Source organism: Amycolatopsis sp. NPDC028719 (assembly GCF_055565395.1).
Genome location: NZ_JBVHUL010000016.1, coordinates 98,276 through 110,532 on the forward strand (window position 1 = coordinate 98,276; position 12,257 = coordinate 110,532).

The 12,257-nt window shown below is 71.3% G+C and carries 18 protein-coding genes; 7 read left to right on the forward strand and 11 right to left on the reverse strand.

Annotated features, from left to right (window positions below; all coding sequences use genetic code 11):
• The first annotated feature begins 4 nt into the window (after positions 1–4).
• A complete protein-coding gene (locus tag ACZ4TR_RS46070) occupies positions 5–220 on the forward strand; it encodes a ferredoxin (protein ID WP_364512031.1) in 216 nt (71 codons plus the stop codon).
• Here the strand turns inward: ACZ4TR_RS46070 and mtnA are convergent.
• The gene (gene mtnA / locus ACZ4TR_RS46075; RefSeq protein WP_465295070.1) at positions 217–1,182 is read right to left on the reverse strand and encodes an S-methyl-5-thioribose-1-phosphate isomerase; all 966 of its coding nucleotides are present in this window, start codon (positions 1,180–1,182) and stop codon (positions 217–219) included. The two genes, ACZ4TR_RS46070 and mtnA, sit on opposite strands and share 4 nt — an antisense overlap.
• A gap of 44 nt (positions 1,183–1,226) precedes the next feature.
• On the opposite strand from mtnA, the gene ACZ4TR_RS46080 reads away from it, so the two are divergent.
• Positions 1,227–1,622 carry a RidA family protein gene (locus tag ACZ4TR_RS46080; RefSeq protein ID WP_465295072.1) on the forward strand — a complete coding sequence of 132 codons (396 nt, stop codon included), beginning with the start codon at positions 1,227–1,229 and terminating at the stop codon, positions 1,620–1,622.
• A gap of 107 nt (positions 1,623–1,729) precedes the next feature.
• Here ACZ4TR_RS46080 and ACZ4TR_RS46085 read toward each other — a convergent pair whose 3' ends face one another.
• The 3 genes from ACZ4TR_RS46085 to ACZ4TR_RS46095 all read right to left on the reverse strand — a co-directional run bounded on the left by ACZ4TR_RS46085 (position 1,730) and on the right by ACZ4TR_RS46095 (position 3,947).
• A complete protein-coding gene (locus ACZ4TR_RS46085; protein WP_465295074.1) occupies positions 1,730–2,140 on the reverse strand; it encodes a VOC family protein in 411 nt (136 codons plus the stop codon).
• A 47-nt stretch (positions 2,141–2,187) separates the two neighbouring features.
• Positions 2,188–2,817: a helix-turn-helix domain-containing protein gene (locus ACZ4TR_RS46090; RefSeq protein ID WP_465295076.1), complete on the reverse strand. Its 630-nt coding sequence runs from the start codon at positions 2,815–2,817 to the stop codon at positions 2,188–2,190.
• A gap of 335 nt (positions 2,818–3,152) precedes the next feature.
• Positions 3,153–3,947 carry a PIG-L family deacetylase gene (locus ACZ4TR_RS46095; RefSeq protein ID WP_465295078.1) on the reverse strand — a complete coding sequence of 265 codons (795 nt, stop codon included), beginning with the start codon at positions 3,945–3,947 and terminating at the stop codon, positions 3,153–3,155.
• Between the two features lie 75 nt (positions 3,948–4,022).
• Between ACZ4TR_RS46095 and ACZ4TR_RS46100 the strand changes: the two genes are divergently transcribed.
• The gene (locus tag ACZ4TR_RS46100) at positions 4,023–4,505 is read left to right on the forward strand and encodes a DinB family protein (protein ID WP_465295080.1); all 483 of its coding nucleotides are present in this window, start codon (positions 4,023–4,025) and stop codon (positions 4,503–4,505) included.
• On the opposite strand, the gene ACZ4TR_RS46105 is transcribed toward ACZ4TR_RS46100, so the two are convergent.
• Both ACZ4TR_RS46105 and ACZ4TR_RS46110 read right to left on the reverse strand, forming a co-directional pair.
• Positions 4,502–5,299, reverse strand: coding sequence for an Fpg/Nei family DNA glycosylase (locus ACZ4TR_RS46105; protein WP_465295082.1), 798 nt, complete (start codon positions 5,297–5,299; stop codon positions 4,502–4,504). The two genes, ACZ4TR_RS46100 and ACZ4TR_RS46105, sit on opposite strands and share 4 nt — an antisense overlap.
• A gap of 37 nt (positions 5,300–5,336) precedes the next feature.
• Positions 5,337–6,341 carry a hypothetical protein gene (locus tag ACZ4TR_RS46110; protein WP_465295084.1) on the reverse strand — a complete coding sequence of 335 codons (1,005 nt, stop codon included), beginning with the start codon at positions 6,339–6,341 and terminating at the stop codon, positions 5,337–5,339.
• Between the two features lie 267 nt (positions 6,342–6,608).
• On the opposite strand from ACZ4TR_RS46110, the gene ACZ4TR_RS46115 reads away from it, so the two are divergent.
• Positions 6,609–7,220 (forward strand): nucleotidyl cyclase domain-containing protein, encoded by a 612-nt coding sequence (locus tag ACZ4TR_RS46115; protein ID WP_465295086.1) that lies wholly within the window; start codon positions 6,609–6,611, stop codon positions 7,218–7,220.
• A 20-nt stretch (positions 7,221–7,240) separates the two neighbouring features.
• Here the strand turns inward: ACZ4TR_RS46115 and ACZ4TR_RS46120 are convergent, their stop codons facing one another.
• Positions 7,241–7,867 (reverse strand): glyoxalase, encoded by a 627-nt coding sequence (locus tag ACZ4TR_RS46120; protein ID WP_465295088.1) that lies wholly within the window; start codon positions 7,865–7,867, stop codon positions 7,241–7,243.
• 109 nt (positions 7,868–7,976) lie between these two features.
• On the opposite strand from ACZ4TR_RS46120, the gene ACZ4TR_RS46125 reads away from it, so the two are divergent.
• Together ACZ4TR_RS46125 and ACZ4TR_RS46130 are read left to right on the forward strand one after the other, a co-directional pair.
• Positions 7,977–8,390 (forward strand): hypothetical protein, encoded by a 414-nt coding sequence (locus ACZ4TR_RS46125; protein ID WP_364511997.1) that lies wholly within the window; start codon positions 7,977–7,979, stop codon positions 8,388–8,390.
• Between the two features lie 69 nt (positions 8,391–8,459).
• Complete coding sequence (locus ACZ4TR_RS46130; protein WP_465295090.1) at positions 8,460–8,711, forward strand: hypothetical protein; 252 nt, start codon at positions 8,460–8,462, stop codon at positions 8,709–8,711.
• Here the strand turns inward: ACZ4TR_RS46130 and ACZ4TR_RS46135 are convergent.
• From ACZ4TR_RS46135 to ACZ4TR_RS46150, 4 genes are all read right to left on the reverse strand, one after another.
• A complete protein-coding gene (locus tag ACZ4TR_RS46135) occupies positions 8,695–9,156 on the reverse strand; it encodes a phage tail protein (protein ID WP_465295092.1) in 462 nt (153 codons plus the stop codon). The two genes, ACZ4TR_RS46130 and ACZ4TR_RS46135, sit on opposite strands and share 17 nt — an antisense overlap.
• Positions 9,157–9,249: 93 nt before the next feature.
• Entirely contained in the window at positions 9,250–9,924 is a 675-nt protein-coding gene (locus ACZ4TR_RS46140) for a dienelactone hydrolase family protein (RefSeq protein ID WP_465295094.1), read from the reverse strand.
• A complete protein-coding gene (locus ACZ4TR_RS46145) occupies positions 9,921–10,658 on the reverse strand; it encodes an arginase family protein (protein ID WP_465295096.1) in 738 nt (245 codons plus the stop codon). Before ACZ4TR_RS46145 ends, ACZ4TR_RS46140 begins: the two co-directional genes overlap by 4 nt.
• Positions 10,601–10,750, reverse strand: coding sequence for a hypothetical protein (locus tag ACZ4TR_RS46150; protein WP_465295098.1), 150 nt, complete (start codon positions 10,748–10,750; stop codon positions 10,601–10,603). The genes ACZ4TR_RS46145 and ACZ4TR_RS46150 overlap by 58 nt, the downstream gene beginning before the upstream one ends.
• A 65-nt stretch (positions 10,751–10,815) precedes the next feature.
• Between ACZ4TR_RS46150 and ACZ4TR_RS46155 the strand changes: the two genes are divergently transcribed.
• Positions 10,816–12,168, forward strand: a complete 1,353-nt coding sequence (locus tag ACZ4TR_RS46155; protein WP_465295100.1) for a TrpB-like pyridoxal phosphate-dependent enzyme — start codon at positions 10,816–10,818, stop codon at positions 12,166–12,168.
• The last annotated feature ends 89 nt before the right edge of the window (positions 12,169–12,257 follow it).

Below are 12,257 nucleotides of genomic sequence, written 5' to 3' on the forward strand. Positions count from 1 at the left end.
GACCATGAGCTGGCACGTGGAAGTCGACGAACACACTTGCATCGGCTCGGGGATGTGCGCCGCGCTGATGCCCGAGGTGTTCGTCCTCGACGGCGCGGTGGCGCAGGCGGTCGTCTCGGAGGTCGACGGGGACGAGACGGTGCTGGACGCGGCGGACTCGTGCCCGGCGATGGCGATCACCGTGACCGACGGCGGCCGCGAGATCGGCCCGCGTCCCTAGGGTGCGAAGCGGCCGTGCTCGGTGACCACGGCCGTGACGAGCTCGTGGGGTGTCACGTCGAACGCGGGGTTGAAGACCTGCGCGTCCGGCGGGGTGATCGCGACCCCGGCGTATTCGGTGAGCTCGCGGGCATCGCGCTCTTCGATGGCGATGCCCGCGCCGCTTGCGAGCGCCGTATCCACAGTGGACGACGGCGCGACGACGACGAACGGCACGCCGTGGTGCTTGGCGGCAATCGCCAGGCCGTAGGTGCCGATCTTGTTGGCGACGTCGCCGTTCGCGGCGATCCGGTCGGCGCCGACGAGCACGCAGTCGACCATCCCGCGCGCCATCGCGGCGGCGGCCGCACCATCGGGCTGGACGCGGTAGGGGACGTTTTCCTGGGCCAGCTCCCACGCCGTCAGCCGGGCGCCCTGGAGGAGCGGGCGTGTCTCGTCGACGAGGACTTCTTCGACGAGCCCGCGGGCGTGCAGGTGCCAGACGACGCCGAGGGCGCTGCCCCACCCGACGGTCGCGAGCCGCCCGGCGTTGCAGTGGCTGAGCAGCCGCAACGGCCGGCGCGCGCACTCGGCGAGCACGACCTCGGCGGCGTGCTTCGACGCGGCCTTGTTGAGCTCTTCGTCCTCGGCGAGGAGGGCCAGGGCCTCGTCGAGGACGGCGTCGGCGCCTTGGTGGAGCTTCGCCATCGCGCGCCGCACGCCCCAGGCGAGGTTGACGGCGGTGGGGCGCGCGGTGGCGATCAGTTCGGCGTCGGCTTCGACGTTTTCGCTGGTCCGGGCGGCGAGGGCGACGCCGAGGGCCCCGGCGGCCCCGAGGGCGGGCGCCCCGCGGACGGCGAGGCGCTTGATGGCGTCGACGAGCTCGCCGACGGTCCGCAGGTGCAGCAGCCGGTATCCGGCGGGCAGCGCGGTCTGGTCGATGACGACGACGGCGTCCCCGGCCCAGTCGATGGTCCTGCGCACGTGCCCCTCCTTTTTCGGCTTGCGTGCCCGGCGACGATGCGGTGGTGACCATTGAACGACAGAACCCGCCCGGACTGCACACACCGCCGGGCTACCACCACGTGACGGTGGCTGTTTCGAACCGGACGGTATACCTGGCCGGCCAGTGCCCGCTGGCCGCGGACGGTTCGGTGGCCGAGGGGCTGTTGCCGCAGGTCGACCAGGTCGTGGCCAACACGGCGGCGGCGCTGGCTTTCGCGGGAGCTTCGCCGGCCGACGTGGTCCGGACGGTGATCTACGTGGTGACGGAGGACCGTGCGGAGCTGTCGGCGGTGTGGGACCGGTTGACGGGCTCGGAGATCGGCGCGGCGTTCAGGTCGGCGAGCACGCTGCTGGGGGTGGCCCGGCTCGGGTACCCGGGTCAGCTGGTGGAGCTGGACGTGACGGCGGCGCTCGACTGACGGGCCCGGCGGGGGAGGCCGGCCGGACTCGCACCTCCACACCAGACTTCGGCCGGGTGCTGCGCGGACGGTGAGAATCAACCGCCCGCGCCCCTCATCATTCCGGGTCATTCGGGCGTGCCGGGCATCGCCGACGCGTCGAACGAGAGCAGTTCCCAGCTGTGGCCGTCCGGGTCGTCCACAGCACGGTTGTACAGCCAGCCCATGTCCTGAGCAGGGCGCGGCTCGGACCCGCCCGCCTTCACCGCGGCGTCGGCCAGCCGGTCGACGTCCTCCTTCGACTCGGCGGGCAGCGCCAGGATCGACTCGATCGCACCGGAGGCGATCGGCCGCGAGGTGAACTGACCGAACTGCTCGTGCGTCATCAGCTGCACGCTCACCACCTCGCCGAGGGCGACCTGCGCGGAGGTCTCGTCGGTGAACTGCGGGTTGAGCACACCACCCAGCGCCAGGTAGAACGACGTGCTCGCGTCCAGGTCGGTGACCGGCAGGTTGACATAGATCTGCGTGAAAGCCACTGGTGCTCCTCGGTTCTCGTGGCCGGCCCTTCCGGCTGACTTCGAACCTACGGCCGTACCTCGACCTCGGTCTTGTACAGCAGCGACACCATCTCGCCGGTGGTGGGCCGCCGCAGCTGGGTCGCCGTCCGGCCGACGAACCGGGTCAGCGACCGCGCCAGATGTGGCTGGTCGTGATACCCGACCAGATGCACGACCTCGGTCGCGGCCACGCCCCGCCGCAGCAGCATCGTGGCCTGCCGCACCCGCTCGATCTGGCGGATCGTGCCCTGCGTCAGGCCCGTGGCCGCGGCGACCCGGCGCTGCACCGAGCGCGGTGTGACCAGCACCGGCCGCTCCCCGGCGACGACGTCGGTCACCAACGGGTCCCGCACCAGCAACCCCGCCCGGACCAGGCGCTGCACAAACGTCTCCGCGTTCTCGTAGGTGGGGATCTCCCACTCGCTGCCCTGCAGCACGAAGGAGCGCGGCGTCGTGTACGGGCTCGACACGCTGCCGTCCACAAGCCCGCCCACGGGCAGGTTCCGCAGGAAGGCACCGTGCCGGAAGATCACGCCGAAGGTGCTGCCCAGCCCGCCACCCAACGGGACCACGGTGGGCCGGGTCTCGGGACCGCGGACCGAGACGGTGGTGACGCCGTCCGACGCCCACACCAGCAGCTCCCAGTTCGAGTTCACGACTGACACCATGCGCTCCGGCGCGAAACTGCCGTGCCCACCATTCGGCGCCACCCGATATACGCCCTCGACATAGGGCGAGTCCGACAATCGGTACTCCAGCCCTGAAATGTCCTCAAACCGGTCGAGCGCCACGTCCGGCATCGTAGCGCGGAGCGACTAGGGCCTGTATCGAAGAACCTGAACACCGGAGACCTCGTGGACACCCCAGCGGTGGCGGGGCGGTTCGACCTGACCGACGCTCAGTGGGCAGCGCTGGAGCCGTTGCTGCCCGGGCCGAAGCGGCCCGGGCGACCGTCGATGTGGACCAAGCGGCCCTGGCCCCGGCCCTACCCCTACAGTCCGCCCATCAAGTCCGTCTCCGTGATGCCCGGCCCCTGTCCCGTCCGGATGAACCACTCCGTCCCGAACGCGAAGGCGAAGGCGTCGTCCGGCATGGCCAGCATGAACATGTCCTCGCTGATCTGGCTGGGGTGGGCCCGCATCGCCGCTCGTTTCACCCCCACGTACTTCGACACGTCGACCGCCGCCGTGATCTCGGCCTCCGGTTTGCCGAACTCGACGTTCTCCGGCGGCTTCGGGGCCGCCTCCGGGGGCATCAACCCCTGCTCCACGGCCGTTTCGAAGCCGCGCTGCATGAACTCGCGGTTGAACGTCGCCTGGAACACGCGCGGCGTGCCCGCCAGCTCGGCCGCGCGGACGCCGACGCGGTGCACCTGGATGTGGTCCGGGTGGCCGTAGTCGCCGTTGTCGTCGTAGACCGTCAGGACGTCCGCCGACTCTTCGCGCAGGATCGCCGCCAGCTGCTCGGCCGCCTTTTCGACGTCCGCCCGCCAGAAGCACTCCGGATCGTCGTTCGTCGGCTCGCCCATCATCCCGGAGTCGCGGTAGCCGAGGAACTCGACGCGTTCGACCCCGAGGATCTCCGCGGCCGCGTGCGACTCCCGCACGCGCCGCTCCCACAGTTGTTCGCCCTCGGCGAGAAAGCCCTCGGGGACCTCGCCGACCTCGCCCCGGGTGGCGACGACGAGCACGACGCGGTGCCCCTCGGCGACGGCCTTGGCCATCACCCCGGCGGTGCGCAGGCATTCGTCGTCCGGGTGGGCGTGGAAGGTGACCAGTGTTGCCATGTCTCCGACGCTACCGGCTACCACCGACAAAAACCGCCCGCCAAGGTGCCCTGCCGCCCGTTAAGGTCCGCGATCGTGGCCGACGACGAGAAGAACACACTGCTGTCGTTCCTCCGAGCCCAGCGCGGCAGCGTCTTGGCGATCCTCGACGGACTGGGTGAGGACGTCCTGACCACCCCGGTGCTGCCGTCCGGCTGGACCCCGCTCGGCATGGTCGAGCACCTCGGGTACGCCGAGCGGCACTGGTTCCAGGAGATCGTCACCGGGACCGCGGACCCGGTGACGTGGCCGGACGACCACGCGCCGTTGACCACGCCCCGGTCCGCGGACGTCGTCTTCGCGTTCTACCGCGACCAGTGCCGCCGGTCCGACGAGATCTTCGCCGCGACGCCGTTGTCCGCGGTGCCGAAGCTGCGCCACCCCGCGCCGCTCGCGGACGAGATCGCCGACCTGCGCGGGGTGGTCCTGCACATGATCGAGGAGACCGCCCGGCACGCCGGCCACCTGGACGTCGTCCGCGAGCTGATCGACGGCCGCACCGGGCTCGGGCCGCGCTAAGCCTGTTCCTTCGTGCACCACCAGGTCGACCGGCCGCCGACGGTGCCGTGCGCCATCTCCGCGCCGCAGCGCGGGCAGTGCTCGCCGGCGCGGCGGTGGCCGATGATCTCGCCCGTGTGGACACCGCCGTGCTCGATCGCCGCGCGCAGGGACTTCCGGAGTGCCTTGTGGAGGTTCGTGAGGTCGTCGTCGCCCAGTTCGTTCACCGGGCGGGCCGGGCTCACCGCCGCCTGCCAGAGGGTTTCGTCGGCCAGCAGGTTCCCGATCCCGGCCAGCATGGACTGGTCCAGCAGCCGCGCCTTCACCGGCGCCCGTCCCCGGCCGACGCGCGAACGGAAGTCCGCGCGCGACACCTCGCCGGCGTCCGGGCCGAGCGCGTCGAGATCGGGGTCGAGCCGCACCCGGCTGAGCCGGCGCGTGTCGAAGAGCCGCAGCTGTTCGCCGTCGGCGAAGGTGATCCCGAACCGGAACCATTCGGGCTTCTCTTCGCGACCGTGAAAGCGTTTCGGCCCGGGCGGCCCGCTCCGGCCGCCGAACCGCAGCTGCCCGGCCATCCCGAGGTGCAGGCCCAGGTTCGGGCCGGGCCGCCCGTCGCCGTTTTCCGTTTCGCACCACAGCGTCTTGCCCCGCCGGTGCGCCTCGGTGAGCCGCCCGCCCCGCAACGCCCGGGCGAGATCCCCGGGCGCGTGCGGCCGGCAGACCCAGTCGTCGTGGTCGTCGACGTCCCGGATCTCGCGGCCGAGCGCGTCGGCGAGAACCTGGCGGGCGAGCTCCACTTCGGGTAGTTCCGGCACGCCGACCAGTCTGGCGGCTCCGGCGCCCGCCCGCAGATCACTCCGGCTGCATCCACTCGTAGAGCCGGTGCTCGGGATCGGAGAGGTCCGGCGGAGCCACCGACCGGTCGATGACGATGGCCCTCGCGACGAACCCGAAGTGCAGGTTCGCGCCGACCTTGCGGCGCAGGTAGGCCTGGTTCCCCGGCCCGAGCACCGGATCGGTCAGGCACCGAGCCGCCGCCAGGGTGCCGCGGGCGTGGATGCCCGCGCAGATCGTGATGGTGCGCCGCCGGTCGGCCGGATTGACGCCGCGGACGAAAAGGATCACGTCCTCGTGGAGGACGCGCGCCCCGTATTCCTCGCTGAGGACGGGGCTGAACCGCTGAGTTCCTTCGCCGGTGCCGACCTCCAGGCCGAGCCAATCCGTTTCGGGAAAACGCGGCGACATCTTCACCGGCAGGTGCAGAGCGGAGAACATATCGCGGGTGAGCATGTTGAAGTCCGATCCGCCGATCACCACGAGGTGGCTGGCGTAGTCAGCGGCCTGCAGTTCAGCCGTCGTCGCGAACTTCACATCGTGATGCGGGTTCAAGGCGCGAATGTGGCCGTACAGGTGGACCAGCGCGTCCACGTCGGTGTAGTTCAGCAGGTCGCCGTAGTCGGGATCCCGTGGGTCGCTCGAGGCGAGGTTGCGGGCCTCCGATTCCGGGATGCGCCCGCAGACGATCATCACCGGCTCGTCCGGCGGAAACCGCCAGATGTCGGCTTGCTCATCAGCCGGCCGAAGGGCTTCCGCGGGGTCCACCGGCCGGCCGGTGACCGCCCTTTCCCAGGCGCTCGTCCACGCCGCCCAATCCCCGTCGGGAATCCCGAACGCGGCCAGCAAGGCCAGCAGCAGATCCCGCCGTGGCGCACGCCGGCCGGCCAGGACCCCGGCCACCGTGGAACGGGGGAGGGTGTGTCCGCGTTTCTCGCCGAGCCGCTCGATATCGCGCAGTGACGGATTTCCGGCACGCACCCGGCATTGCCGGAGTAAATCGGCCAACTGGGTGAGCGTCACAGCCCCGGACGGGTCAAGATCACCGTATGGCCCGGGTCGGGAAAGAGGCATCTTGACATCGTGTCCCACGTCGGCCGGCTTTGTCTCACATTGTCTCACTTCCAGGTGCTCTGGTGGGCGGTCGAAAACAGACGGAATTCGGGGACCTCGGCTTTCTCCGGTGTCCCGGAGCGCGTTCGTCTGCGTGTGTCCGCGGACGTGGTGCGGAAACCGCTCGTGACGGTTCAATCGTCCCAGGGACATCGGCTCTGCCGAGGGGATGGAAACATGCTTCACGAAGGTCAGCTCGTCTATGGACTCGTCGTCGCGGTGGACGTCGAAGGCTTCTCCGGAATGGGGATCCTCGACCAGGCCGCGGTTTCGTTGCGGCTGGAGGAGGTGCTCGACCGGGCTGCCGAAGGGGCCGGGCTCGTCCGCGCCGGCTGGCTCCGGCAACCGCGAGGGGACGGTGAACTGGCGGTGCTGCCCGCCGATTCCGACGTTTCCCGCGTCGTCGCGGACTTCGTCGACGAGGTGGTGGAAGAACTCGGGCGGGGCAGCCGGCCGCGGCTGCGGATTTCGATGCACCACGGAGCCTTGACCGCGGGGGTCTTCGGCCCCATCGGAGACGCCCTCGTCGTCGCCTGCCGGTTGCTCGACGCGGAATCCGTGCGCGAAACGCTGGCCCGGCACCCCGGCGAAGACGTCGTGCTGGTCGTCTCGCAGCGCCTGTACGAAGACGTCGTCGCCACGCGGTTCCGCGGCCTCCGGCCCGATCGGTTCCGGCCGGTGGCCGAACGGGTCAAGGGCCGGACGTACAGCGGATACGTCTGCGCGGGCAGCCCCAAGTCCGCGGCGCCGGTCGGCCGCGGCACCCTGGTCGAGCTCCCGAACGGGTGACGGCCGGCGCGGAACTCCGGTCAGGCGTCCAGTGACTGGGTCGTCGCGACCTCCCAGGCGAACCCGTCCGGGTCGGTGAACGGCGCGGCGGCGTTGACGGCGATCCGGTGCGCGCCGGTGCCTTCGGGCGCGACGCCGGCCTGCTTGGCGAGGGCCTTGCGCCGGTAGAGCGCGAGCTTGACGGGGCCGCTCCCGCCGTCGAACTCGACGTACATGCGGCCGAAGCTCTTCGCGACGGTGAGTCCGTGCTCGACGTAGAACTTCTTGCTGGCGAGGATGTCCTGGACGCCCAGGAGCAGCACGATCGAGACGATCGCCCGGGTCGCCGGCCCGGTGTTCTTCTTGGTCGAGGTGGCGAGGGTCCAGATGGCACCGTCGGGTGCCTGGACGGCGGCGCCGTAGCCCCACAGGGACTTCGCGGCGGGCTTCAGCGTGGTGGCCCCGGCTTCGAGGGCGGTGGCCATGAGCGAGTCGACGTCGGCGGGCTGGGCCACGATGAGGGAGAGGGTGTAGCCGCGGAAGCCGGTGGAGGGCTGCTGCGCCTCGCGGAAACGCACCTGGGTGGTCAGGCCGAAGGCGTCGGCGTAGAAGCGCTCGGCGGCGGTCGTGTCGGCCACTTCGAGGGTGATGGAGTCGATGTTCGTCATGCCGGTAACGCTAGGCGCGGGGCGATGACCAGCGCTTCTCGATTCCTGATCGGTTGGCGCCGGCGAAAATCGGTCCTGGGGACCGGCGCCGGGCGGATACGGTCGCGCGATGGACCTGCGTGAGTTCCGCCGGGTGTGCCACGAGGCGGCTCGGCGTACCGGCGGCCGGGTCGTGGAGTTCCGGATCGCCGACGGCGTCACGCCGAACTTCCACCAGGGCGTCGTCGACTACGGCGACCATCGCCTCTCGATCGTGTGCACCGGGGATCGGACCGAACCGGTGCTCGCGGTCGCCGAGCCGCGGGCGATCGACGGGACCGCCGCCGGCTGGGGCCCGTTGACGTTCCTCGACGCTCCCGACCTGGTCGCCGTGCTGGCGGAACACCCGGCCTTTCTGGTGCTCACCCCGGCCGACCTGGCCGGGCCGTTCGACGCGAAGACGTGGCCCGGGTACTACGCGGAGGACCTGAAGTACTGGGCTCCGGCCGACCTCGGCGAAGTGCTCTTCAACTACTGGGACTGACCCGCGACGGGTATCCAGGCGCGCCGCGGCGACCACCCCGGCGGAGCTGCTCGCACCGGCGTACGCGCTGTGCTACCTGCCCTGGTCGGTGGAGCTGGCCACCAGGCCGCCGGCGAACCCGCCGGGACCGAGCTGGTCCGGCGGCCGGCCGACACGGTCGGACCGGCCGTGCACCGGTGGCTGCGGCGGTACGAGCGGTCGGCCGAGCCGGCACTCGCCGCACGCTTGCTCGGCGCGCCGGTGCTGCGTCCCGTGCTGGCGCGCGAGGAGGCCGTCGACCTGCTCTGGCCGGCCCGAGGGCTGGTCAGTACTCGTTCTTGATGACGAAGTAGGAGCCGCGGATCGTGCCGGCCAGCTTCGACTTCTGCCGGGCGAACTTGAACGAGCCGAGTTCCGCGGGGACTTCCATCCCGTCGGAGAGCTTGAACCCGACCGCTCGTTTTCCGCCGTCGCCGAGGGTGTACATCACGTTGACCGACAGGCCGCTTTCGTAGAACACATAAGCCATCCGGATGTCCTCGACCTGGAACTCGGTGGCTTCGAGCGCGGGCGAGGAAATGACGATGCCGCGTTCTTCCTCGAGGATCCGGTGCACCCAGTCGACGGTCGCCGCGGCGTCGCTCGCGGGCTCGACCGTGAAGACGTGGTCGTACTTGTTCTTGAAGTACCGGGCCTCGTTCGCCCGCAGGCCGGCGAGCGCGGCCGCGACCGGCGACGACTCCAGGCCGGCGGTCGACACGGTTCCGAAGTCGACGGCGTGGGGCATGGCGGGTTCCTCCCGGGTCAGCGGACGCACTGGTGACGACGGTAGACGACGCGTGGGCCGGCCGCACGGACCACCGGCGGCACCGGGTGCTCCTCAGGTCGGCAGGGTGCGCGACAGGAAGCCGGTCGTCAGCGCCCAGGCGCGGGACGCCGCCTCAGGGTGGTGGAACATCGGGGCCACGTTGTTGTGGAACGCGTGCCCCGCCTCCTCCTGCACGTGGATCTCCGCTCCCGGGTGCGCTGCCACCGCCTCCTCGACCACGCGGACGTCCGCGCGCGGGATGTACGGGTCCCGGCCGCCGAAGTGGAACTGGATCGGGCACGTGATCTTCGCCAGGTCCGCGATCCGCGCGGCCACCGTCGAGCCGTAGAACGACACCGCGACGTCCGGGTCGCCCTCGGCCGCCGCCGCGAACGCCAGTGATCCGCCCAGGCAGAACCCCAGCACCCCGACCCCGCCGGACACCGCGGGCAGGGCGCGGAGGTGGGCCACCGTCGCCAGGACGTCCGCGAGCCCGAGCGTCGGGTCGAATGTGGACGCCACCTCCATCGACGCCGCTACGCCCGCTTCGTCGTGCGTGGACGACCAGCCGGGCGCCGTCCGCCGGAACAGCTCCGGGACCGCCACCACGTACCCGGTGGCGGCCAGCTCCGCCGCCACCGAGCGCAGGTAGTCGTCCAGTCCGAAGATCTCCTGGATCAGCACCAGGCCCGGGCCGCGACCCGAGGGCGGCTGCCACACCGGGAGGTCGGTCGGCACGTCGGTCATCGGAAGACCCTTTCCAGGATGTCGGCGACCAGTCCGGCCTGGTGGCCGTCCGGGTCGAGGTCGGGGTCGAACACCGTCAGCTCGAAGCCCGCGGCGCCCGGCCTGGCCACCAGCTCCCGCAGGACCGAGACCAGCGTGGCCGGATCGAGGCCGCCGGGGTCGGGACTGTCCACTGCGGACACGTACGCCGGGTCGAGGACGTCGATGTCGACGTGGATCCAGAAGCCGTCCAGCTCAGGAAACGACGGCACCGGCGTCGAAGCCATCAGCGCTCCCGACGTGACGAACGGGATCCCCGCGGCGCGCAAGTGTGCCGACTCGGCCGTTCGCACCCCGAGGACCACGACGTCGCCGTCGCGGACGTACGGCCGCAGCCCGTCGATGTCGGCGAGGTCGTCGGCACCGCGGCCGGTCATGATCGCCAGGTCCTCGCCCGCCGCCGCGCCGACGTGGTCCGCGATGCCCAGGTGGCGGAAGTCGTACCGGCCGGACCGGCGCAGCGCCGGCATCGCGCCCAGCGAGATCGAACAGTCGCCGCCGCCCAGCACCACCGGGAACCCGCCCGACGACCGGACCGCCGCCACCCGCGAAGCCGGCGCACGCGTGTACGACGCGATGGCCGCCGAGTTGCGGACCCCGTCGCCCGGCGACCACGTGCCGACGTACCGCCCCGGGGTCACGACGCCGCCGTCGGCCGCGCCCAGGCGGTCGCGGATGGCGAGGTCACGCAGCACGACGGGGTCTTGTAGCAGCCGGGCACCGCGCCCTGGGCCGGTGGCCGCAGGCCCAGGTCGGACGGCGCGTCGATCAGGACGTAGTTCCCCACCCGGTCACCGTACTGGCTACGCGGCCGGAGGCGTCCTAGGTTGAGGTGCCGACCAAGGAGGCGCGATGGCCGAGAAGACCAAGTACGTCCTGGACGAAGACGAGCTGCCGACCCGGTGGTACAACGTCATCCCCGACCTGCCGGAGCCGCCGCCCCCGCCGCTGCACCCCGGTACCCGGGAGCCCGTCGGCCCGGACGACCTGGCCCCGCTCTTCCCGCAGGCCCTTATCGCCCAGGAAGTGACGACTGATCGCTATGTCGACATCCCGGAGGAGGTCCGGGAGGTCTACCGGCTCTGGCGGCCGTCGCCGTTGTACCGGGCGCGCCGATTGGAGAAGGCGCTCGGCACCCCGGCGCGGATCTACTACAAGTACGAAGGTGTCAGCCCGGTCGGCTCGCACAAGCCGAACACCGCCGTGCCGCAGGCGTTCTACAACGCGGCCGAAGGCGTCACCCGGCTGACCACCGAGACGGGCGCCGGCCAGTGGGGGAGCGCGCTCGCCTTCGCCTGCGCCCAGTACGGGCTGGAGTGCGAGGTGTGGCAGGTCCGCGCGTCCTACGACCAGAAGCCCTACCGCAAGCTGATGATGGAGACGTTCGGCGCGGCCGTCCACCCGAGCCCGTCCGAGCTGACCGCGTCCGGCCGGGCGATCCTCGAGAAGCACCCGGATTCGACGGGCAGCCTCGGCATCGCGATCAGCGAGGCCGTCGAGCAGGCGGCGCAGGACCCGGACGCGCGGTACGCGCTGGGCAGCGTCCTCAACCACGTGCTGCTGCACCAGACGATCATCGGCGAGGAAGCGCTCAAGCAGTTCGAGCTGGCCGGGGACACCCCGGACCTGCTGGTCGGCTGCACCGGCGGCGGGTCGAACTTCGGCGGGCTCGCGTTCCCCTTCCTGCGGGAGAAGCTGGCCGGCCGGATGGACCCGGTGATCCGCGCGGTCGAGCCGGCCGCGTGCCCGTCGCTCACGCGGGGGAAGTACGCCTACGACTTCGGCGACACCGCCGGGCTCACGCCGTTGCTGAAGATGCACACGCTCGGCCACGACTTCATCCCGGACCCGATCCACGCGGGCGGCCTGCGCTACCACGGGATGTCGCCGCTCATCTCGCACATCTACGAGCTCGGGCTGATCGAAGCGATCGCGATCGGGCAGCAGGAGTGCTTCTCGGCGGGCGTGCGGTTCGCGCGGTCCGAAGGCATCATCCCGGCACCGGAGCCGACGCACGCGCTCGCCGCGTGTATCCAGGAAGCGTTGCGGTGCAAGGAAACCGGTGAGGAGAAGGTGATCCTCACAGCGCTGTGCGGCCACGCGCACCTGGACCTGCCGGCCTACGGCGCCTACCTGGCCGGCGACATGGTCGACAACGAGCTGTCCGCGGCCACGCTAGACGCCTCCCTCGCCACCCTGCCCTGACCCGGAGCGCCCCAATGTGGCGGGGGGGGGGGGGGGGGGGAAGGAGGGGGAGGGGGGGGGGGGGGGGGGAGGGGAAGGAAGCGGGGGTG

Coding starts and splice junctions, on each gene's coding strand:
- ACZ4TR_RS46070 (WP_364512031.1), top strand. CDS start 5: ATGAGCTGGCACGTGGAAGTCGACGAACACACTTGCATCGGCTCGGGG.
- ACZ4TR_RS46095 (WP_465295078.1), bottom strand. CDS start 3,947: ATGGCAACACTGGTCACCTTCCACGCCCACCCGGACGACGAATGCCTG.
- ACZ4TR_RS46115 (WP_465295086.1), top strand. CDS start 6,609: ATGCTTCACGAAGGTCAGCTCGTCTATGGACTCGTCGTCGCGGTGGAC.
- ACZ4TR_RS46120 (WP_465295088.1), bottom strand. CDS start 7,867: ATGACGAACATCGACTCCATCACCCTCGAAGTGGCCGACACGACCGCC.
- ACZ4TR_RS46125 (WP_364511997.1), top strand. CDS start 7,977: ATGGACCTGCGTGAGTTCCGCCGGGTGTGCCACGAGGCGGCTCGGCGT.
- ACZ4TR_RS46135 (WP_465295092.1), bottom strand. CDS start 9,156: ATGCCCCACGCCGTCGACTTCGGAACCGTGTCGACCGCCGGCCTGGAG.
- ACZ4TR_RS46140 (WP_465295094.1), bottom strand. CDS start 9,924: ATGACCGACGTGCCGACCGACCTCCCGGTGTGGCAGCCGCCCTCGGGT.
- ACZ4TR_RS46155 (WP_465295100.1), top strand. CDS start 10,816: ATGGCCGAGAAGACCAAGTACGTCCTGGACGAAGACGAGCTGCCGACC.